This is a genomic window from Clostridium sp., from assembly GCF_047718555.1.
In the GTDB taxonomy this organism is placed as follows: domain Bacteria; phylum Bacillota; class Clostridia; order Clostridiales; family Clostridiaceae; genus Clostridium_I.
The window spans coordinates 103,729-126,356 of the sequence record NZ_JBDNRK010000001.1 but is presented as its reverse complement, the minus strand read 5'-3'; the positions used below and the strand labels follow the sequence as shown (position 1 = coordinate 126,356).

Below are 22,628 nucleotides of genomic sequence, written 5' to 3'. Positions count from 1 at the left end.
TTATTCCCCCAATCCTGTAACATATAATTCCACTAAAACTAAATCTCTAATAAATAAATCTTTCAAATTTTCTCTAAATTTATTATATAACTTAGTAATAGCTACTTTCTCATTTTTACTAATTTTATTTTGTAACTTATCAAAACTATCCAATGACATTATTAATACAACTACACCTAAATAATAGGCTAATGTATTGAAACTTTTTTCGTTATTATCTCTTCTTTTTAAAAATGCATAGTATAATTTTTGAAAATTTGTATTCGTAATTTCTTTTTTTATAAAAGTGTTTAAAATATTCATGTATTCTTTTATATCCTCATGTATTTTATTTCTAACCTCCATACCATTTTTATTACTCCAATTATAAAGAAGTTCAACATAACTTTTATTAAATAATTTTATTCCATCATCCTCAAAGTAATCCAGTAAATTAATAGAATCTAATTTATTTAGCTTCCTTTTATCTGACATATCTATGCTGTTAAATAATTTTTCATATTCATTTTTAGATCCTATTAACTTTGGTGACATATTTAATGTTCTTCCTTGGCATTTACCTTTGAGGTATTTATTTAGACATCCTCTATTGTTTAATAGTTTACATGTTTTACATTGTTCTCCTAGTATAAGTATCTCCTTATCATTATGAATACTAACCCAGTCAATAATATTGTTAGTTAATATATTTTTAGAGACTCTTCCACTCCTAATTTCTATCATAAAACTTCTTTCTCTATCTAAATTCCATAATATAGTTCTTTTCTCTGCTGGTACTATATATTCTTTATTAACTTTAAAAATATGTTTATTTATATAATCTAAAAATCTCTTTACGCAATATTCATCAATATCTATTAAATCTTCTATTACCTTAAATATATTGTATTTATTACAAAATTTCACCATAAGTAAAGCTATTGTATATTGTGCTACTTTCCTATCTTTTTCTTCACAATTTTTAATAAAATAATTTCTATTTTTATAAATAGTGTATATGGATTTAAGTATATCGATATTATAATCCTCTGTAATCTTCAAAGTTCTAATTTTATAAAATACCTCTTTCACATATTTAGTATCAAAGCAATATGCAAAATAGAAAATCCCATCACTTAAATTATTAATTTCAAAACTATTTATAATATTTTTAAAATTATTTTTGTACTTATATACACTGTTCTCTAAAATTTTTATAGGCTTATAGGTTTCATCTTCTTTAAAAAATAAATTTTCATTATTAGCATTATCCTCAACTTCAAATAAATAAACCCCATCATCTGGTATTAAAAACTCATTGCTATTTATTATTAAATTGTAAGTATTATTTTCTATCCTAAAATTTCCCTTAGTTAAAGGTATACTAATAGCTTTTTCCCAAGGTTTTGATATATTATACAATTTCATTTCCATAGTTTCTTTATCTATATTTCCATCTTGTTCCCAACTAATTGATACAATTCCAGATTCATTGTTCACATACCTTATATTTTTTACTGTTATTCTATCCTTTATTATCAAAGGTATAAAACTGCATAATAGAAAATTATACTTATTGTAAACTTCCATTTTAATAAAATACCTATTAGCATCATTTAACTTAATACTATCCAAGAACCGATTCAAAGATACTCCATTTATTTTATCTCTTCTCAAATTAATTGTACTTTCCTGATACACTATATCTTTATAATCTAACAAATAAAGTTTAATAGTGTATTCATCATTTATATCATCATTTATTTTTAGTACCATATTATAATTGATATTTGTTAATTCTTTAACAAATAAAATATTAGGATCCTTTTTCCATTGTATCTTCTGCTCTCCTTCTTTTATTAAAGACCATTGAAGATTTCTTATTTTCTTTTTCACTGGAAAAGTAATAACTTTCCTAGATTGCATAATATCAATAGTACCTATTAAATATTCAGAGTAAGTTAATGATTCTATTGAAATATTTTTTATGCTGCTATCCCATACTTCTTCTTGTATACAATCAGTAAAGTTAAATGTCACATTGTCGGGACATTTAATTTTAAAACTGTTCTTTACATATCCTTTTTTATCCTTAGGCCATTTATCTAAATTATTTTCGCTTATGCTTATCTTTGGAAGATATCTTAATGTGAAAACTCTTTTTATATTCCTCCCTTCTAATACTCTTACCTCATATTCTCCATAAATCATGTTATTAAATATTTCTATATAATTTAAATCAATTGTTACTCTATCTTTGATTATTATATAATCTAATGATTTTATACTTTTAACTACATTAATATTTTCTTTTAAGTTTATTATAATTAAAGAATATGTATCTATTATTATATTTTTAAAAAAATCACTCTCATATTCTAGTGATATCTTAGGTAATATATTAGAATACATAGGAATTTCATCTCTTCTATAGCTTTCATTAAAAAGCAAGTTTCCCTCCTGTAACTCTATTGCATTAACTTTTTTGTATTCAATTATGATTTCTTCTTTTGAAGACAACAATCGTATAAAATCACAATTACATAATAGTATAATATTAACACATCTAAAATCACACCAATATTTATTAGGTAAATTACAGTAAGTTATTTCTAGATCAGTTTCTACAACCCTATACTCTTCTCTTAAAATACAAGTTACACTCTTAGTTAATATCTTGTTTCCCTTAACAGCATTATCATATTCATCAAATATAATATAAGGTTGTCCTTCATTTACCCCATCATATACCCACTCACCTAAAATCTCACCATCATAAGTCAAATTTATCTTATATGTATTAGATGGTTTTAAAGCTATATTCTGCTCTTCTGAAATGCACTCTCTATTTTGATAATATAATGATCCTGTAATGTTTATAACCTCTCCATTGTCATACTTTATATTCCATTCAATACAATTATTATAGTGTTTATCAATATGCTGAACTGGTAAATATAAATATACTCCTAATGAAATCCCATCAAACCTGATTTTAGGCGACAATATTCTATTACTATTTCGTTTTTTTTGTTTGTCTATTTTCTTTTCATCCCTCCATTTATAATACTGAGTTATTATTCTTTCATCAAAATAATTATATTTAGTTAATGTTTCGTCTAAAGTTAATCTATTATCTTCAACAACTGTAACTAAATCTTTTAAATTATGCAAGAAAGTTATAGCCCTATCTTCATTAAATGTTATAAATCTATAAACTGTTGTATCTACTTTATATCTAATAAAATATTTAATATTATCGATCAAGGCTTCAGTTGTTACAGTAGTATTATCATAATTATTTAATATAATATCAAATATTCCTGCTAAACTTTTGTTTGGTATTCCTGAATGACATATAATAGGTGTAATATATTTATATCCACCGTCATTAAACGCCTTCAAATTATATTTATTAATTACCTTTTGAACACTCCATGCCAATATAGTCTTACTTTGTTGAGACAATTCAGGTAATTGTAAGATTTCCTTAACCTTGTCCCAATAATTCCCTTCATATTCATACATAGCAATATACACCAATACATTTGCAAAAACTAATGGACTATTCTCAACTACTAATTTTAAATTATCTCCCTTATTTGCATATTCTAAAATATCTATAACTTTGGCAAGTATTTCTTCATGTTCACCTTTAGTAAGACTTATGTCACTTATTAATTCACAGTTTCCTATTTTATTTTCTAAAAGCTTATTTATTTGAAGCAAGTTTAAATTATGAAACACTTTACCCCCACCTTATTTTAATCTTCCAACTTCTTTATTATTGGCATATAGATACATAACAATTTATAGCTATTTTCTAACTATATTTAATCTTATATATTTTTCTGGTTCTTCAGCCACTCTATCCGAAATTATCTCATCGACATCAGCATTCCCACACATAAGCTCAGCCTGACTCATTACTACTTCCAAAGCATATTTTGCATGTTCTGGTGGATAATCATATTTTTTCAATAGCCTCTTTATTATCCTTCTCATACCTGCTTGGGCGCTTTTTCTTACACTCCAATCTATAGTAATGTTATTTCTTATAGCTGTTGTTAATTCATGAGCTATTTTCTTTAGAGTTTTATCATCCATAAATTCTTTAATTATATCTTCTGCAGTTAAGGCATCATAGAAGGCTATTTCATCATCATTAAGACCTAAATCTCTTTCTTTAGCTTTCATATCCTTTATTTCATTTGCCATTCTTATAAGTTCCTCTATAACTTCTGCATTAGTTATAGCTTGATTTTTATATTTATTTAGGGCTTTTTGAAGTTTTTCAGAGAACTTTTCAGACTTTACAAGGTTCTTCTTTTCCATTACCTTTAAATTTCCTTCAAGAAGTTTTTTAAGCATTTCAACTGCTAAATTTTTATGCTTCATGGTTTTTACTTCTTCCAAGAATTCTTCTGAAAGTATTGAAACCTCTGGTCTTCTAATTCCTAAAGTATCAAATACATCTATAACATCTTCAAATATAATTGATATTTCCAGCATTTGATTTACTCTAGCCTCAATTTCCTTTTTAGATTTTTTTACTACACCCTTTGAATCAAGCTTTGCAAGACTTGCCTTTACTGCTTTGAAATAGCTAACTTCTAGCGCAACATTTTTTCCCTCATCACTAGCTGCACTTAAAGAATGTGCTTTAGCAAGCTCTGTAGCAATTTGCTTAAATTCCTTTTGTTCTTTTTCTTCCATTCCCAGAACTAAATTCATACCACTAGTTATAGCTCTTATTCTTGCTGCTTGAGATTTACCCATGTAATCTGAATAATCCAGTCCATAAACAATATCTCGAAGTATTTCAAGTTTTTCAAGCATTACAGCTACTGCCGCCGAAGTATCAATACTGTATTTTGTTCGCCACTATCTGTATATTGTTTTAATGCCTTTTTTAAACTTTCAAGAATACCTGAGTGCTTATAATTAGCACCATAGCCTTCATTTAAAGATCAAATTCACAATTACTAGTTATTCTTTACTGTTATCTTTATTTATACCATTGCTCCGGCACTAAGTTATCTTCATTCCACCAATCTTCTATAATTGATTTTTGAAAATTTTCATTTTTTAATTCTGCATGATCAACAATTATAACTTGAAGCTTTCCACCTAAATCAGATACTCTCTTACTAATAAAGTCATACAAGTCATTCACCATGTTCCAGTCTGTATTTTTTTCATCTAATTCTGATGGAAAATACACTTGGGATGGTTGATCAAAAAACATAAAATTAGGCACAGGTCTATTTAACGTAATAAAATACTCATGTAATGCAAAATACGTTATTAAATGAATTCCAACCCAATTGGAACCACTACCTAATTGTTTCAAAGGAACTGGACGTTCAGCCTTATCTACAACTACGGTAACTTTATTCATATCTAACCGATATGGATTCTTACAATGTTCTAAATTTAATTCTTTTGCCCACTTGCTCATGTCCACAGAAATACGTGATAATGCAGATTGTTTCCGCTCCTCCAATGATTCCTTGTCCAAAAGTGTATCTATTTCCTTCAACCTATTTTCAATTTTTCTTATTAAATATTCTTTATCCGCAGAATCATCTTCATTTTCTACACTTTCCAACCATAAACTAACCCTACCAACAATTTTTGCTTGTCTTGAGTTTAAATCTTTTAGTGAAATGGCTTCTTGATTTTGATTATAGATACCGTCAATTTCTAACTTTAAACGCTGAATATCTTCTCTTAATTTTTGTCTTTCCAACTCTAAATTGTCTATATATTTTCTTAGCTTTGGTTTTTCACGAGTAACATTTTCGATATTTTCATCGAGGTTTTTAATAGCAGTTTTAATCATTTCAACATCTGGGAGTGAATTTTCCAACTTATTTGAACACAGCGGACAGTGCTCTGGCCTAAAATCAAGTTTTTCAAACAAGCCAATAGAACTTAATCTAACTTTCTGATGTTCAACTTCATCCGCATAACCACTTGACTCACCAGCAAAATTTTTGGCATTATTAATGTCTTCATTGAGTTCCTCTAATTCATCCTGAGCCTTACTTAATTCGGATTGTAAATAACTCAATCTATCCATTCCCTCCGTCTCAACATCAACAGGTTTCCATTCATTTATGTTTTTCAATATAGCATATAATGAATTATAGCTGTTGTAATCCACTTTTATATCATTGGGCAATAAGCCTACATATTGAGCTTCAGAAATTAATGAGGTAGCTCGTTGCATACCTCCACCTTGAAGCATTCTTATTTCTTCAAGATTACGCTTTTCAATAGTTAATTTACGCTTTAAAATACTTCTTTCATTTTCTAATGCTAAAGACTCTTCATTAACTATGCCTAAAAAATAAGGCATGGTATCTTTTATTGCTTGTGTTATAAAATCTTCTGACTGTTTATGGAACAAAAAATTTTTTGCTGCTATTTCATCTTGGTTCTGAAAGCAGTAATAAAGCGCATGCCTGATATTAGCAGATAGTGATAATCTGCTTTGTCCATTTGGTGGAACATTAATATTTTCTAAAATACCTAATCTTCGAGATAAAGTTTCCTCTAATCCAGCTACATTTTCATTAGAAACAAAATCACATTTTTCTGGCACTTCAATACTTTTTCCAACTTCGATATAGCAAAATCCAGTAGATTGTTGTCCATGAGCAGGATTTTTTCGGGCAACAAAAACTCTTTCATCGTTAAATTGAAGCAGTAATCCATACCATGCTACATTTTCTCGAATCACGCCATCAGCAATATTACATGAATCCCCACCAAGACAATAATCAATTATATCTCCTACTGCTGATTTTCCTGATTTAGATTTTCCTGAAATTATATTTACTTCCCCTAGCTTAAATGGCAAATGACGTACCTTGCCATTAAATCCATATAATACAAGTTCTCTTATTTGCATCATGGTCTTACCCCCAAACTTATAAATATTGTTTCTACTTTTCCTGTTGTTGCAAACCATTTAGCAACATGTTCACCTTTGGTAATGCATTCTTTAACTTCAGTATTAGTATACTTAGTCTTGCTTAACGGTCTAAGAGTTTGAGATATTACTAATTCTGCATTGTTAGTTAACTTTATCATACCGCTTTGTAACAAAAACTCTATCGCCTCATTTGTTATTGGTACCATGTTTTTTGATCGTTCTGAAAACCCAATAAAAATTTCAGGATTTCGCTGTAGCCACACCAATAGTTGTGTACGACTTGATATTATCAATCTTGTCTTTTTATGAAGTATCAGCGGAAATACAAGATATATGAGTGGAAATGGAAGCGGTCTTTTTGATACCTCATTGTAAACTTTGATTGTATTATATAATATTCTTCCACAAAATGCTGGATTAAGTAAATATGCAACCTCTTTTGCTCTATCTTTCCAAGCTTTCACCCACAGCCACCTCACTTTTTAATAAGTCCTTCAGTCTCTCATAGAAGTCAACATGCCAGCCTACTTTTAATTGATTGGACAATATATGATAAGTTCCTCTCATTACAAATGCTTCACTACAGCGCTCCCTAATCCGTATATCTTTTTCTTCAATTTTTCCAAATAATTTTTTACCAGTTTTCACTTTTAAATCTTCTGTGACTTTATTACCATATTCACTTAAATCATCTTGCATTGCATAAAACAAATGTTTCCATTCATCAATTAGCCTTTTCTCATAATCATCCAGTTCATTTACAAATAATAAATCATCTCTAACCCAATTTGCTCGTTGCTTAAATGCTCGATAATAATCTCTTATTGCCATACACATCCTATTGTTACTGAAACAGATTAATTTTAATTGTTCATAAAATGTTCTATCACATTGAGACAAACTGGCTAATTCTAAATCACCAAATTCTTCTATATCAATAGGCAAATTATTGGGAGCATATTCTAAACCCATTGAGACAATATGAGAACGGACTTGGCTTTGCGACACAAATATTGGTTCGACAGAACATAGGGCCTCTATTGATTTTTTATACCACCAACCTTCTAGGCGTTCACATATGCGATCTTCATATTGAGGTAAGCTACTATACCTAATGGCTTTTCGTATATCAGATTCAATATCAATTATATTACTACTTTTATCAATTACAAAAACGCAATCAAGTAATTGTTGTACTAACGTTTCAGAAATATTGTTAAATGCTTTATAATAACTAATATGAGCTTTATTTGTTGATTCTAACGTAACTTTTTTAAGTAAACCATATGCTATTTGGGGATTTCTTGTTTTATTATCATCCTTTAAATAATAAGCAGCAGAACTTACTGGTGCTGTAGCTGTAGTAATAATAATAAACTTCGTTTTGGGAAGCAAACTTGCATCTTTTGCTATAAGATCAATCCATACCTTAAGCGTTCTCCAGATGTCTGTACTTGCATTGCTTAAATCACCATATGCTTTAACATGATGTTTTAACTGAATCATTATCTCAGGTGTATCATTATTACTGAAAGCAATATCGTCAAATTTCTCAATACTTATTTTAGATTGCTCATCGTAGCTATTTAACAGAAAATATAGTGCATATCTTACTTGATAAAGATATCCTATCATTTGCTCAGATGCCTGATGATCACTCATACTAATACCTCCCTCTATTAAAATATTCACTAATATAAAAAGAGAAAACTATTCCTCTAAATTACATATTAAGTCTTTAATATTTTTATTATGCAATTAAGTCTTTTTTATATATAGTTTTCTTTAGCCTTTTTTACATAGTTCAAAAATTAATTTCTTATTATAAACATAATTCATATTACTTACATTGAAACTTGTAACTTATTTTTATCTCTTCATTAATATATTAAAACAACCTATTATTTACTCCCAAACCCTCTTCAACACAACTCCCTCCTCAAATCCCCCTCTTTCCTCTCTCTTATCCAATCTCTTATTAATCAAATCTTCCTCACTATACCCCAAATTCTTAGCCAATCCAAAAAGTACTTCCATCACATCTGCAAGCTCTTCTAGATTTTTGTCCGCTATAAATTCATTAACTTCTTCTTGAAGCTTTTTCTCCAATAGCTCTGCCTGTTCTTCCTTTGAGGCTACTCTTGTTTGAAACTTTTTTCGTGAAGCTTCTATTATCTGTGGTATTTTATCTCTAACTAATTTATTGTAATTTTTCATACTTTTTCTCCAATCTTTCCTTATAAAATTTTCTTGTTCTAAAATCTATTACATCTTTAAAATGCTTTAAGAATACTTTATTATTTACATAGGGTTTCAAGTATTCTGTTAAACAATAATACTCGTTATCCTTATAGAAAAATTCTTTAGCTGTATTCAAAAAGGCATTCTGAGGATTTTCTGCTTTTTTTAGATAATCCTTTTTAATCCAGTTTCTAAAATTCTTACCTGATTTATCTCTCAATAGATCTATGGCATTTGATCCTTTTTCATAGAAACTCTTAAAACTACTATAAATATCTTCATCATTTAACTTTAGTTTCATTTCTCCATTATTATAAAAAGCCAATAGCAGCGGCATTTTATAGGTTTTACTCATGGCTGTTTCCTCCATAGCATTTATAAAATAAAAAGCCTTTGTGTCAATAAGTTTATTTTCATCTTCATTGAGTTCACCTAAAGAGTCCAGAAATTGTATGTAATTATTGAATATGTTCAAATCCCCTTTATTCCTTATATTGTTGTATACATAATCATCAATATAAGTAAACATCTCCAGTCTTGAGGGCCTGTGCTTTAAATCTTCTTTTATTCTGTAATATTCTTCTTTAACTAGATCATTTATATTCTCATTTGCTTTTGCCTGTCTTTTAAATATATCTATAATATCAAGCTGAAAATCAACTATGCAGTCATCAGGATACTCTTCTTCCTCTGGAACTTCTCCCTTTTTAATTCTATTAATAACACTTTTAGGATCTCCAGTTAAGAAAAATGGTATCAAATTTGCCTTTTTATAATTTCCTATAAAATCCAGTACATTTAAGTATTTTTTATCTTTGTATTTTCTAAGTCCTCTTCCTAGCTGCTGCAAGAATACTGTAGGTGATTGTGTGGGTCTTAAAAACATTACTAAATCCACCTGGGGTACATCTAAGCCTTCATTAAACATATCCACTGAAAATATAACTTTTATTTTCCCATCCTTAAGTTTTTCCACTGCTTCTTTTCTGTCAAGGCAGTATTCTCCTGCTTCTCCACTATAAACTGCACAAGAACTTACTCCATTTTTATTAAAATACTCTGCCATAGCTTCTGCATGCTTTCTTGAGGAACAAAAACCCAATGCCCTTACAGACTTATATTTATTATAATGCCTTAAAATCAATTCTCTTCTTTTATTAATCATCAAGGCTTCTTCTAATTGCTTTTCATTGTATTTACCATTTTTATATTCTATGTTTTCATATTGTGTATCATCATAAATACCATAGTATCTAAAAGGAACAAGCCATCCCTTATTTATAGCCTGTTTAAGTCTAACCTCATAGACTACATTATCTTCACATATAGCAAATACATCTTCATTATCCATTCTTTCTGGTGTAGCAGTAAGTCCTAAAAGAAATTTAGGATTAAAATAATTTATAATGTTTTGATAGTTTCCAGCTGTTGCATGATGAAATTCATCAATTACTATATAGTCAAAATAATCCCGAGGAAAAGTTTCATTATTTAAGTACTTGAATTGCCCTAAGGTCTGCACTGTCGCAAATACCACATCACAATTTGTATCCCTTTTATCTCCACTAAAGTATCCAGTACTTATATTTCCTCTTACTCTTTTAAAAGAAGCTTCAGCTTGAGTAAGTATTTCTTCTCTATGAGCCACAAATAACACTCTTTTAAAATTTTCAGAATCAAAAGCTGCTAAATAAGTTTTTCCTATACCAGTGGCAGCTACAACTATTCCTCTATCAAATCCTTCTATTCTAGAATTGTTCAGTTCATATAGTGCTTCAATTTGTGCTCCCTTTGGTGATATTATTGGTAAAACTTTATTTTCTTCTTGCTTTTCTATAAGTTCTTCCTGTTTTTCTACATCCACTAATAATTTTGGTCTTTTCCATTCATTAGAGTATTTACTCATTCTTTCTTCATCTATAATATCTGCATGATTTAAAAACAAATCTTCAAACACAGCTTTATAGTGATTGAAATCATCAATATTATCCTCTTTAGAAATTCTGTAATTCCACTCTATTCCACTGGTTAGTGCAGACCTAGAAATATTAGATGATCCTACAAATAACTCTCCATCATCTTCATATTCAAACATATATGCCTTTGGGTGAAAGGATCTACTCTCAATATTATAAAATCTCAAATCCACTTTATCTCCAAATATGCTCTTTAACAAATATAGAGCCTGAGGTTGCGTTATGTTGAGATATTTACCAGTAAGTATTCTTATAGGTACATTTCTATCTGCCAAAGCTTTTAAATCTTTCTCCAAAAGCCTTACCCCTGACTCCATAAGAAATGCCACTATTATATCTACTCTTTTTGCTTTATTTAAAGCTGCCTTTAAACTGTTTAACAGATAATCTTTATCTCCCGTTATGCAATTAGTTTTGTTGTTTTCTATTTCTTTGATAGCTAGATTGTCCACAGCTATTTCATTTAATTGCTCATTTTTACTTTTCACATTTTCTCACCTGCCAATACATTATAATTACTAGAATTATTTTAACAGATAGATTTAATTACTTATTTATAACCAGATTATTACATATTCCTAACATTCTATAAATTTATCTATATTATAATAAATGCTTAGGAGTATCAGAAATTGAATTTGATACTTTTAATTTTTCAGTTTTTCTTATTCGATCAGCAAATTCTTCGATTTTATTTGTTAGCCATAAGAATGCTGTAGTACCTTCTGAGTAATCTGCTTCTGCATACATATTAATTCTTCCATCCATTCTCATTTTCTCTACTTGACGTAGAGCTTTTCTATCTGCCTTTGGGTAAACCGCAAAAGTAGCTCCTCCATTCTTATTTACTACTGAAAAAGCCGGAATATCACTAGGACCGTCTGCAATATAAATCATATTTTTAAAATGTACTCTTCTTAATTCTTCAGAAATTTTTGTATTAACTTCTACTCCATTTCGTTGACGAACTCCTTTGTTAATTTCAAAAAGAGCTCTAGTCTTTGATGTATTATCAATTGTATAACCTATTTCACTAATAACATGTTTACCGTCAGAATCAATATCCTCAATAAATTCACATCCCCAAATAGCTTCAACAAATGGATTCACCGAAGATCCCTTTATAACTTCTGTCATTCCAGTGCTGATTATGTAATGTTCTACTTTGATATCATAATCCTTATATCTTGCATTTTCTGAGATTAATTTTTGTGTCTTTTGGAATATATCTGGTATCCCATCATAAAAACAAAGTTCTTTCCCATATTCACGCAAAGCGGCATTATTTAACTCTTTAAATTTACCTTCACGTGTATAACGAATAAATTGATTTAAATAAATAGTATCTGGATTGACTTGAACTCCTTGTTCATCCATATACTTTTGGGGAAGTGCATTTACCTCTTTCCAAAATCCCCCTGAATCAACGCCATATTTCCTGAAAATTGGATCTTGCATATACCCATTAACCAATGTTTTATCAAAATCCCAAATCACAGCAATAATATTAGCCATTATATTCTTCCCTCCCTATATATATTTTTTTGCATAATCTCAAATATATAAATTGAAAACTTATTTATAGAATTTATCACTTTTTTGTTATCATATCTTAACAACTCTACAGCTACTCACATTATATTTACATCTCCACTCTCTATAAAAATAGGTTAATATTTTTCATCTGCCTTATACTTAAATAAAAAATCATTAATTACCTACATCCCAAACATTCTCTTTATCTTCCCCATAAATCCACCTTCACTTTTCTCTCCCTGAAATTCCTCTTTTGCTGCAGCCACCATATCTTCTACCTTATAATCATTTTTATATTCTCTATTGCTGTTTATTTTTGCTTTTAGTAAATCTTCTATAATTACATTATTATTTTCACTATAAGTAACCTTAAGAATATCTCTAGCTCTAGTCATTCCCACATAGAGAAGCTTCTTGGATTCATCAATACTATCTAACAATCTATTATTGATGCCGCAGATATACACATATTTAAAATCTAAACCTTTCACGCTGTGAATAGTTGAAATATTCACTTTTCCCATATCCATTCTAAACTTTGATTTGGTATTCCCACTTTTACTCATAATAAAATAAGGTATACCTTTATTAGAAAAAGTACTTTCCAATATATCTATGTAATTTGTACCTTTATGACTTTTATGTACATAAGCTACGCAAATATCAGAATAATCAACTCCTGATTGTTTCAGTCTTAAAATTTCATCTGTTATTTTAGAGATCTCATCCTGAAAATTATTACAATTTATAAGTTCTGGATAATCTCCCCGCCTTAGACTTGTATCCGGCTTAATAGTAAAATTATTGTCCTCTTCATCCACCTTTTCCTGAACCATTCCCTCAGTTAGAAAAGTATAGGCGAAATCCAATATTTCCTTTGTATTTCTATAGTTTTCACGCATTATGGTGGTTCTTCCTGCTGCTTTTATCCCTACAGATTTGAGAGTATATTTTCTATTATAAAGATTCTGTGCTCCATCTGAAGCAAGCATTAAGTGACTGTGTTCAGGATTTCTAAGTGTTTTTACTATAAATTTCAGCCATTCTTTTTCTAGATCTTGTCCCTCATCTATAAAAATAGCATCATATTTATTTATATTAGCAAGCATAGCCTCTGATATTTTGGCTATATTTTCATTTATATCTTTATCCTTATATACTCCACTCTTTAGTCCTAAAGATTTAAATACTTCATTTATCCATCCATGAAAATGACTAATTTCAATATTTTCTATCTTGTTTTCTATAATGGAATTTCTTAAAAAACTTGCAAGAGTTTTATTATAGCAAAGTACTAATATGTTCCAGTCTTTATGAATATCCGCTAAATACCTTGCCCTGCATATTAATATAACTGTCTTTCCACTGCCGGCTACCCCTCTAATCACCCTATGACCATAGCCTAAACTTTTAGCATAGGTTTCTTGATTCAGATTCATTACTTTGAAAATAGCCTCATTGTCCATAGACAACTTTACTTCCTTAAATAAATTTCCTCTTATTCTATCCATTATGTCTTCGGGTATTCTATTAAAATTAAATTTAGCCGGTATCATATCCTGAAGTTTCTGCTTAAGCTTTTCTCCATAAAAGTTTTCTTCAAATTCTTTTAAATCTTCTTGGTATATTACAGCCTTTTCATCTATAGTGTTAGCAAATGGGCTGGCTAAAAAACTTTTTCTGCTTATCTTTGTAAAAACTACTCCGTATCCAAAAGTGAATGATAAATTATTTTTATAAGCTCCAGTCTGCAATAGAGCTTTATCTTTTTTTAATTCATTTACTATATTTAATATGTATTCTCTTGCTTGTCTTAATGGATTTGCTTTCGTACCTAATGTACTTAATGTATATGTATTGGAATTTGCACTTTCAATGGAATTTAATGACCAATCCTTTACTTCCAGCACCACAATTCCTAAATCCGGACCTAAAACTATAAAATCAGGGTATCTTTCATTAACTCTTATGTCATACCACACTATATAATCTTCTGGAAGATTATTTTGTAATATCTTAAATACTCTCTTTTCTCCTGCAGTAGCAGTTTCCAAGCTGCTTATACTTTCTGGAATAATTTTTGCCATAGTATCACTTCCTCATCCCGTATAATGAATATTCTTTTGTTTTATATATTCCACTACATAAAACTTAGTTTATTTCTCCTTATTAATATTATTACGTAAACTCAATACCAATAGCATACTTTACCTTTATTTAATAATATAAATTATATACTATGATAAAAAAAATAATACTAAAGGTAAGCAATCCCCAATCAATTATAAGTGCCCAAATTGATAAAGCTTTTTTTCTATCATTTTTAGTTAGATCAATAATTGCTAAAACTGTTGAAGTTATTAAGCAGGTAATAATTGTAACTCCAATAACTGAAGAAAATTCTGTATTATTCATATTACCTATTCCAGATAATATTGCAAATACTAAAAAAAATATAGATAAAACGAAAGATGCAACACTAATTGAAGAGTACTTTAATGTTTTTTTATAATTAATTTCTTGTTTCATATTAGATTCTCCTCGTCTTTTTAATATAATTATTTAGCATTTAATGAATAGTCTAAAATAAGCTTAGTTTCAAAATTATTTTTTTCTGCCTTATCATAAGTTAACATTACTGATTTTTTACTAGATTCCCATCTTATAACATAAGTTATATCTTTATCTTTGGATTCATTAAATTTATCTTTTGGTGTTAAAAATACATTTTGAAAAGTAGGTTGCCCATGATATTGTATTAACTTATCCCTTATAGTTTTAAATTCATCAGTTAAATTATCCTCATAGTCAAATTCAGATAAAGTTCCTATTAATTGATTATTATTATCAAAGTTATATATCGTTTTAGCCTTAAAGTTAAAAATACTATCAGGATATTTATAAATACCATTAGCTTTTTTATCTTCAAAAATATTATCTTTATTTTTTATAATACTTTTATTAGTTCCATATCCCACAAATAAAGGACCCATAATCTTTATTTCATCTTTTAACATGCCAAATTGTGGATAGGAATTAGCATGTTCTTTTTTTAATTTTTCTAACAATGCACTACTGTAATTATAGAATCCATATGCAAGTACTTTTTCTTCTTCCGTTTTAGGTTCAGTTAATGTTTCAATACTAACTTCGGTTATATCTTTTGTATTAGATTTATTATTATCTAAATCTGTGTTTTTCACTAAAGATACTACAGTCTCATTGCTATTTACACTTAAATTAGATATTCCAATTTTAACACCAATACCAAGTAAAAAAAATGATACTAATAATATAATCATATTTACAATATTAAAAGCTTTCTTTAATTTCATCACTCTGATTAATGCTATAATTAGAGTGATTACAATACCAATAAATCCTGCAAAATAAAATATCATAGTAATATACTCACTTCCTTTCACTAAATATAAAATTTATAAATTATTTTTAAGATTATCAAAAACACCAAAATTTAATTTATACTGCATATGTGGATACCAGGCATAAGTTATCATTCTAGCTATGATTCTTTTAAATTCAATTTCAGTATGTCCTGAGCTAACTTCATCTAAAATCCCCATAAGCCAGTACATTTTATAGCTTGCAACAACTTTATTTTCATCCAGTAATCTTGAAAAAATTCTTGAATCTATTTCTTTATTACTAGGAATAACTGTTTCTATATCTTTATTCAATATTAAATCTTTTACGTCTATCATGATTTAACTAAGTTCACTTCCTTAGTAAGATTTTGTTAACTGCATAACCCACCTCACCACATATTTCTCTATATCCCTATTATAATGTAAAATTCACATTATTTTAACATTTTTTTTGATATTTATAATTAAAATTTTCTATAACTATACAATAATATTTATATTTCTATAATTTATAAGTTAATTAGTTAAATTTAAATACATTTTTTATTTGTACTTAAATATTTTTATAAATATTTCAATATAAAATTAGATAAATAAATAATTAGTCTAAAACACAATAATAAAGTCATATTAACAGTTATAGTAAATATTTTGATATAAAGCAAAATATGATAAAATATGATAGAAAAGCACATATGCAATGTATAAAAAACGGGGGACAGGTTAATGAGATATATGTTGAAAAAGGCTGCTGAAAAACCATTTCTGTATAGTATAAATAATATAGTCACATTAGTTAACAAGGATTTTCTAAATCTTACTGGCTTTTCTGAACATGAGTTCATAGGAAAATCACTTATGGAAGTAAGTTATATGTTGAAAATTGATTCTCAAGTTTATCTTGAAAATATTGAAAGTGAATACAGCTGTTATATGTTCACTAAGGAAAATGAGGCAAGAGAGGTTACTATATCTTGCAAAAGATTAAAATCACAAAATGAAAAAAAATATTTTATTAAAGAAAAGCCAAACATTAGTGTTAAAGAAAGGTTTGATTTTATTGAACAGCTTTATACAGACAGAAAAACTGGTGTTGCAATCAGAAGTGTTCCTGATTTAATTCTTCTGAAAGTAAATCAGAATTATATGGATTTTCTTGAGGAACCTTTTAATAAAATAGAAAACATAATTGGGAAAAAGCAAGAAAAAATAATAAACGAATATAAAAGCAGCACTGCAGAAGGATTATATAATACTGTTATTAGTACTGGCAAGCCATATTATGTGAAGGAATTTCAATACAATTCTTGTAAAAGAGAAACAACATATTGGGATTTATCAATAGTGCCTATATATGTGCAAGGAAAAATTAAATATCTAATTGAAACTATCTTAAATGTAACAGAAAAAGTTTTAAGTAGAAAGTCTATTGAAAAACAAGCGGATGTTATTAAGCAGCAAGAGGAAAAATTGAAAGTAATCACTGAAAACATGTCTGATGCTTTAGTAGTTTTCGATAAAGATAGCAAATTTACTGAGTTTAACAAGTTTATAAGAAACACTTTTTTCTTTAAAATTTCCGCATTGAAAAATATAGAGGACGGATTTGAAAAATTTAAATGTTATGATGAAGATGGAAACCTGATTTTAAAAGAAAATTCAATTACTGAAAGGGTATTCCAAGGGGAAAAGATTTCAGAATATAAAATGACTGTAAAAGTTAATAATACTTTAATGTACATTGTGGTAAGCGGTGCTCCAATTTATAACAGCAAAGGTGATTTTATTGAAGGAATATTAATTGCACGAGATGTTACTAACGAAGTAAAATCTGAAGAAACTTTGTTGATAAAAACCAAATTGGATTTATTGGACAATATAATAAGAAATATTGATATTGGTGTTGCACAGTATTCATATCCAGAATTTAAAATTATCGATATGAACAATAAGGCTTATAATGATTTAAAGCAGATTAACCCGGAAGCAGGATCATTATCATCCCTTAAAGGGAAAAATTACTGTGACATGTATAAAATTAACGAAAAAGTTAAGGCCACTGAAATTATTGAAAATTTAATAGAGAAGAAAAATGGCTCCTATTTTAGTTATAGAAAATTTATTATGGCAGGAAAAGAAAAATTTGTGAAGTTAATTCACCAACCTCTGTTTGGATTAAATAATCAAATTGTAGAAATGACTGTTATCGCAATAGATATTACGGATGAAGTAAAGGCTAAAAATAAAATGAAAGAAGCCCTTAAAATGCAGGAAGAAATATTTACTAATGTATCACACGAACTTAAGACTCCTTTGAATGTAATTTTTAGTACAAACCAATTAATGGAATTTTACTTAAAGAATAATCTATTTGAGGCTAATATAGAAAAGGTAGCTAGAAGTATTAATAGCATTAAACAAAATTGTTACAGGTTTACAAAACTAATTAATAATATAGTAGATCTATCCAAAATAGAAACTGGATTTTTCAAATTAGATTTATCTAATGAAAATATAGTAGAGATTACTGAAGATATCGTACAATCAGTAGCAGAATATGTTAAGAGTAAGGGACTATACATTGTTTTTGATACAGATATAGAAGAAAAAATTATTGCCTGTGACCCAGAAAAGATTGAGAGAATTATTCTTAACCTTATATCTAATGCAATTAAGTTTTCAAATCCAGAGGGTAAAATATTTGTAAACATACTTGATAAAGCTGATACTGTTGAAATATCAGTAAAAGATACTGGTATCGGAATTGACAAGAAATACTTGAATAATATTTTTGGAAGATTTCAACAGGTTGACAAGTCCCTTACTCGCAATGCTGAAGGATGCGGCATTGGATTATCTCTAGTAAAATCAATTGTTGAAATGCATGGCGGTAAAATAACTGTTGATAGCAAGGTTGGTGTAGGCAGTGTATTTAAGATCGAACTTCCTGCAAGAACTGCAGAAAATGTGAAAGTTATTAAGCAAACCAAGATTATGAACAATAAAATTGATATGATAAACGTTGAATTTTCTGATATCTATTCAATATAGACAGATCTCTAAGCATCAGGTGGAGTTTTTGTTTATGGCCTCTGATGCTTACTAACAGATTTCTAAGTATCGGTTTGTGACACTTAGAAATCGTTGTCCTTTAGGGTAAATCTTTTTTTATATTTGCAAAATATATAGCTCATAGTTTTCCTCCAATAATTTCTAGTTTTTAAAAATATTATTAAATTTTTCATTGACCAATCCTTAAAAATTGGTAATATTTTTTATGATATTTTAACAATGTATAATTAATTGTTAATTTTTAATTTTTTAGTTTGACACACCTATCTATGTATTCTATAATTTAATTACCTACCGGAAAAATAGTAAAAATAAGGAAGCGAAGTTTAGCATGGTAAATATCATTAAAACTGCAATTATAACTATAGTAATATCATTTATTTCTGGGTTATTGTTAGATTATTATAAAAATGTAGCTCCTAGAATAATCTGCAATGTTGGAAAGGGTACATCCCTAGAAGTGAATGGGAAAAAAATCTTTGCATACATTATTAATGTTATTAATGTATCAAATAAAACAATTCATGATTTAACTCTGAACATACAAAGTCCGCATAGTAATTTAAAGGTTACAGATGCAAAAATAACAAAGGGTTTAAAATTTGATTCTTCAATAGAGGATAACATTTTGGATATTTCTATACCCTTTTTAAGTAAGAATGATAAATTTTCGGTTACAGTATATGTAGAAAATCAATATACAGTTAACAATAACAATAAGCCTGTTGTTGTAATAAGATCCCCTGAAAATTTTAAAAGGATAGATTCTGCTAGACAAAATGGAATCCTTGCAATATTATTTAATATACCAAAAAGTATAAAGCAGGGAATCTCAAAAACAATTGAAAACCCTGAAGAAAAAACTCCTAATAAAAAAGATGACTTTACAACAGTGATAGATAAATCATCTTGTTCTGATAGATCAGATAGAGGAAATAAAGAAATACTTTATAGAAATAATAAGCTTAGTAACAGCAAAAAGACAATGATAGTTATATTACCAGTTATTTTAGTTGTACTGATTGGTTTTTTTGGAATATCTTATTTTAAAGGAATGACTAACAATACACCAGCTTCCACTGTAAACACTGCAATTCCTGGCCAGTCCACGGATGCAGCAGGATCATCGGCAAAGACAACTGTAAATAAAAGTGCAGCAGAATCAGATGGATATAAAGGTACAAATGCAGCAGCTGCAAACTCAACCAGAAGTACAGGTACAAATGCAGCAATAAGAGGAACAACTGGAAATAAATCTGCAAATGCAGCAACTAGATCATCCGCTGAAAATCAGGGTGCAAATGCAGCATATGGAGCATCATCTGAAAATAAAGGCACAAATACATCAACTGAAACATCATCTGGGAATACAAATACAAATACATCAACTAGATCCTCAGCTGAAAATACAGTTACAAATACAGCAACTGGAACATCATCTGAAAGTAAAGGTTCAAATACATCATCTGGAGCGTCATCTGGAGCATCATCTGAAAATAAAAATGCTAATTCAGCAGCTAAAACATCAACTGGAAATACAGCTAACTAAGGTATTAATATATTTTCAAACATATTTTCTAATAAATCTAGGTATATAGCTATATATAAAAATATAATTATTTAATTAGATCTTATTCACTATACATTAGCTAATCTGAAAAGTACTTCTAAAGAATAAGAGCTTAAAATTCTCTATCTATAAGAATTTTAAGCTCTTATTTGCTAAGTAATAATTATTAATTATTCAAAAAAATCTCCTTTGCAACTGAAACAGCATTTAGTACTCTTGGAAAACCAACATAGGGAATACACTGTATAAACACTTCTATAATTTCTTTCTCTGATATTCCTACATTTAGTGCTCCTCTAATGTGAACCTTCAGCTGATTTTCACAGCCACCCAAAGTAATTAATGAAGACAAAGTAACAAGTTCTCTTTGCTTTAAGTCAAAGGTTGGTCTAGTATAAATATCTCCAAAAGCAAATTCAATGATATATTTTCCAAGGTCTGGAGCGATATCTTTAAGAGACTCTATTACTTCCGTTCCTCCTTTTCCATCAACCTCTTTGAGCTTATTTACTCCTTTTTCATATCTATTTTCCATAATTGAATTCCTCCTATTTTTTTGATAATATTATCATATATGCTGGAGTTAACTCCATGTCAAGAGGTGATTATATTGAATTATTACATTGGGTAGTTTTCTAAAAAAGTTGGTCTAAGTATTGATACATTGAGGTATTATGAAAAGCTTGGACTCATCTATCCTGAAAGAGATAGTATCAACAAGAGAATATATTCTGAAAAGGATATAACCTGGATCAGTTTTATAATTCGTTTAAAAGAAACAAATATGCCCATTAAACAAATACAGTATTATTCTAAGCTGCGTTATCAAGGAGACAGCACAGTGAAAAAACGTTTGGAGCTTTTAGAAGAGCAAATGGATAGATTAAATATTGAGAAAAGAAAAATAGAAGAAAATATAATACATTTAGGCAAAAAAATTAATACTTATAAGAAAATGATTGATAAACAAAATGATTAGTATCTCTCCATATTAGATTTTATGATTTTTTATGAAATCTAATATGGAGAAATAATTGGCTTAAAATAAATAGATCCTATATACTTTTTACATAATCCAAATCTTCAATCATTGCTGCTGAATTCTTATTCCTCTAACATCACCGTTATCATCTTTATCCAGTGAAAATTTAAATTTTGCATTATTGTCTATGTAATTTGGATCGTTTTTATCTGTTACCTTGTATGTATTAGTTTTGGTATATTCTATAAAATTATTTGACTTTAAGGTCTTAACTAATATAGGTATGTTATTTCCATTTGCAACTCCTGCAGCAGCCCATATAGAAGCTCCATTTAGCACTACGTTATCATACACTGAAAATTGCATTTTTTTAGTAATAAATGAACTGTTTTTTACTCCTTCACTTATGTACCAATTAGAGAAAGACCTTGCAATATGTGGGCTTAATAAAGCTGCTCCTATAATACATATAATACAAATTATTTTAAATTTTTTTATGATAATACATCTCCCTATTTTAATAGCTTCTATATTACTTTCTTTCATTTAAGGAGGAAACCCTATAAAAGCTCTGATTTTATAAGGTTTCCTCACAATTAAATGAATTAAATTTTTTACTATTTTTCTTCAACTATTACTGTAGCATTATATAAAATAACTCTCTTACCATTCAAGTCAAACTTAACTTTGTTTCCTGCTTCAGTATCTTCAATATCCATTTTTCCCTCATAGGTTTTTAAAACTGTGCCATCCTTTGCATATACTGTTACCTTTCTGTTTAGTCCACCTGTCCATTCTGATTGAGTATCCTTAATTGACCTTTTTGTTGATTCAGTACATCCTGTTAAAATAAACGCAAATACCAGCATTGTTGAAAATGTTAATATAATAAGTTTCTTTTTCATTTATAGATTTCTCCTTAGATATATTTATAATATTAGCT

17 protein-coding genes and 1 pseudogene are annotated in these 22,628 nt (G+C 28.4%); 3 read left to right on the top strand and 15 right to left on the bottom strand.

The features are described 5' to 3' along the window. The 12 genes from ABF633_RS00495 to ABF633_RS00440 all read right to left on the bottom strand — a co-directional run bounded on the left by ABF633_RS00495 (position 1) and on the right by ABF633_RS00440 (position 16,397). A complete protein-coding gene (locus ABF633_RS00495; protein ID WP_415520953.1) occupies positions 1-3,726 on the bottom strand; it encodes a hypothetical protein in 3,726 nt (1,241 codons plus the stop codon). Between the two features lie 69 nt (positions 3,727-3,795). After that, positions 3,796-4,818: a DUF3387 domain-containing protein gene (locus tag ABF633_RS00490; protein WP_415520951.1), complete on the bottom strand. Its 1,023-nt coding sequence runs from the start codon at positions 4,816-4,818 to the stop codon at positions 3,796-3,798. 169 nt (positions 4,819-4,987) lie between these two features. Then, positions 4,988-6,901, bottom strand: coding sequence for a DUF3732 domain-containing protein (locus tag ABF633_RS00485; RefSeq protein ID WP_415520949.1), 1,914 nt, complete (start codon positions 6,899-6,901; stop codon positions 4,988-4,990). Beyond that, positions 6,898-7,386: a three component ABC system middle component gene (locus ABF633_RS00480; protein ID WP_415520947.1), complete on the bottom strand. Its 489-nt coding sequence runs from the start codon at positions 7,384-7,386 to the stop codon at positions 6,898-6,900. The genes ABF633_RS00485 and ABF633_RS00480 overlap by 4 nt, the downstream gene beginning before the upstream one ends. Further along, a complete protein-coding gene (locus ABF633_RS00475) occupies positions 7,367-8,584 on the bottom strand; it encodes an ABC-three component system protein (protein ID WP_415520945.1) in 1,218 nt (405 codons plus the stop codon). The genes ABF633_RS00480 and ABF633_RS00475 overlap by 20 nt, the downstream gene beginning before the upstream one ends. A 243-nt stretch (positions 8,585-8,827) precedes the next feature. Further along, the gene (locus ABF633_RS00470) at positions 8,828-9,139 is read right to left on the bottom strand and encodes a phosphoribosyl-ATP pyrophosphohydrolase (RefSeq protein ID WP_415520943.1); all 312 of its coding nucleotides are present in this window, start codon (positions 9,137-9,139) and stop codon (positions 8,828-8,830) included. Continuing rightward, positions 9,123-11,627 carry a DEAD/DEAH box helicase family protein gene (locus ABF633_RS00465; protein ID WP_415520941.1) on the bottom strand — a complete coding sequence of 835 codons (2,505 nt, stop codon included), beginning with the start codon at positions 11,625-11,627 and terminating at the stop codon, positions 9,123-9,125. The genes ABF633_RS00470 and ABF633_RS00465 overlap by 17 nt, the downstream gene beginning before the upstream one ends. A gap of 115 nt (positions 11,628-11,742) precedes the next feature. Beyond that, on the bottom strand, positions 11,743-12,654 hold the full coding sequence (locus ABF633_RS00460) for a haloacid dehalogenase-like hydrolase (protein WP_415520939.1): 912 nt from the start codon (positions 12,652-12,654) through the stop codon (positions 11,743-11,745). A 203-nt stretch (positions 12,655-12,857) separates the two neighbouring features. Continuing rightward, a complete protein-coding gene (locus tag ABF633_RS00455; RefSeq protein ID WP_415520937.1) occupies positions 12,858-14,762 on the bottom strand; it encodes a 3'-5' exonuclease in 1,905 nt (634 codons plus the stop codon). Between the two features lie 130 nt (positions 14,763-14,892). Next, positions 14,893-15,204, bottom strand: coding sequence for a hypothetical protein (locus ABF633_RS00450; RefSeq protein WP_415520935.1), 312 nt, complete (start codon positions 15,202-15,204; stop codon positions 14,893-14,895). Positions 15,205-15,233: 29 nt separating this feature from the next. After that, positions 15,234-16,010 (bottom strand): hypothetical protein, encoded by a 777-nt coding sequence (locus ABF633_RS00445; protein ID WP_415520933.1) that lies wholly within the window; start codon positions 16,008-16,010, stop codon positions 15,234-15,236. A gap of 102 nt (positions 16,011-16,112) precedes the next feature. Then, the gene (locus ABF633_RS00440; protein WP_415520931.1) at positions 16,113-16,397 is read right to left on the bottom strand and encodes a hypothetical protein; all 285 of its coding nucleotides are present in this window, start codon (positions 16,395-16,397) and stop codon (positions 16,113-16,115) included. A gap of 390 nt (positions 16,398-16,787) precedes the next feature. Here ABF633_RS00440 and ABF633_RS00435 point away from each other — a divergent pair, with 390 nt between their 5' ends. Further along, on the top strand, positions 16,788-19,112 hold the full coding sequence (locus ABF633_RS00435) for an ATP-binding protein (RefSeq protein ID WP_415520929.1): 2,325 nt from the start codon (positions 16,788-16,790) through the stop codon (positions 19,110-19,112). A 352-nt stretch (positions 19,113-19,464) separates the two neighbouring features. After that, positions 19,465-20,682: a hypothetical protein gene (locus ABF633_RS00430; protein ID WP_415520928.1), complete on the top strand. Its 1,218-nt coding sequence runs from the start codon at positions 19,465-19,467 to the stop codon at positions 20,680-20,682. 187 nt (positions 20,683-20,869) lie between these two features. Here ABF633_RS00430 and ABF633_RS00425 read toward each other — a convergent pair whose 3' ends face one another. Further along, positions 20,870-21,238, bottom strand: coding sequence for a carboxymuconolactone decarboxylase family protein (locus ABF633_RS00425; RefSeq protein WP_415520926.1), 369 nt, complete (start codon positions 21,236-21,238; stop codon positions 20,870-20,872). A 75-nt stretch (positions 21,239-21,313) separates the two neighbouring features. Between ABF633_RS00425 and ABF633_RS00420 the strand changes: the two are divergent. Next, a pseudogene (locus tag ABF633_RS00420) lies at positions 21,314-21,682 on the top strand (MerR family transcriptional regulator). A 108-nt stretch (positions 21,683-21,790) separates the two neighbouring features. On the opposite strand, the gene ABF633_RS00415 reads toward ABF633_RS00420, so the two are convergent. Then, a complete protein-coding gene (locus ABF633_RS00415; RefSeq protein WP_415520924.1) occupies positions 21,791-22,231 on the bottom strand; it encodes a hypothetical protein in 441 nt (146 codons plus the stop codon). Positions 22,232-22,302: 71 nt separating this feature from the next. Then, positions 22,303-22,590, bottom strand: coding sequence for a hypothetical protein (locus tag ABF633_RS00410; RefSeq protein ID WP_415520922.1), 288 nt, complete (start codon positions 22,588-22,590; stop codon positions 22,303-22,305). Positions 22,591-22,628: the final 38 nt, after the last annotated feature.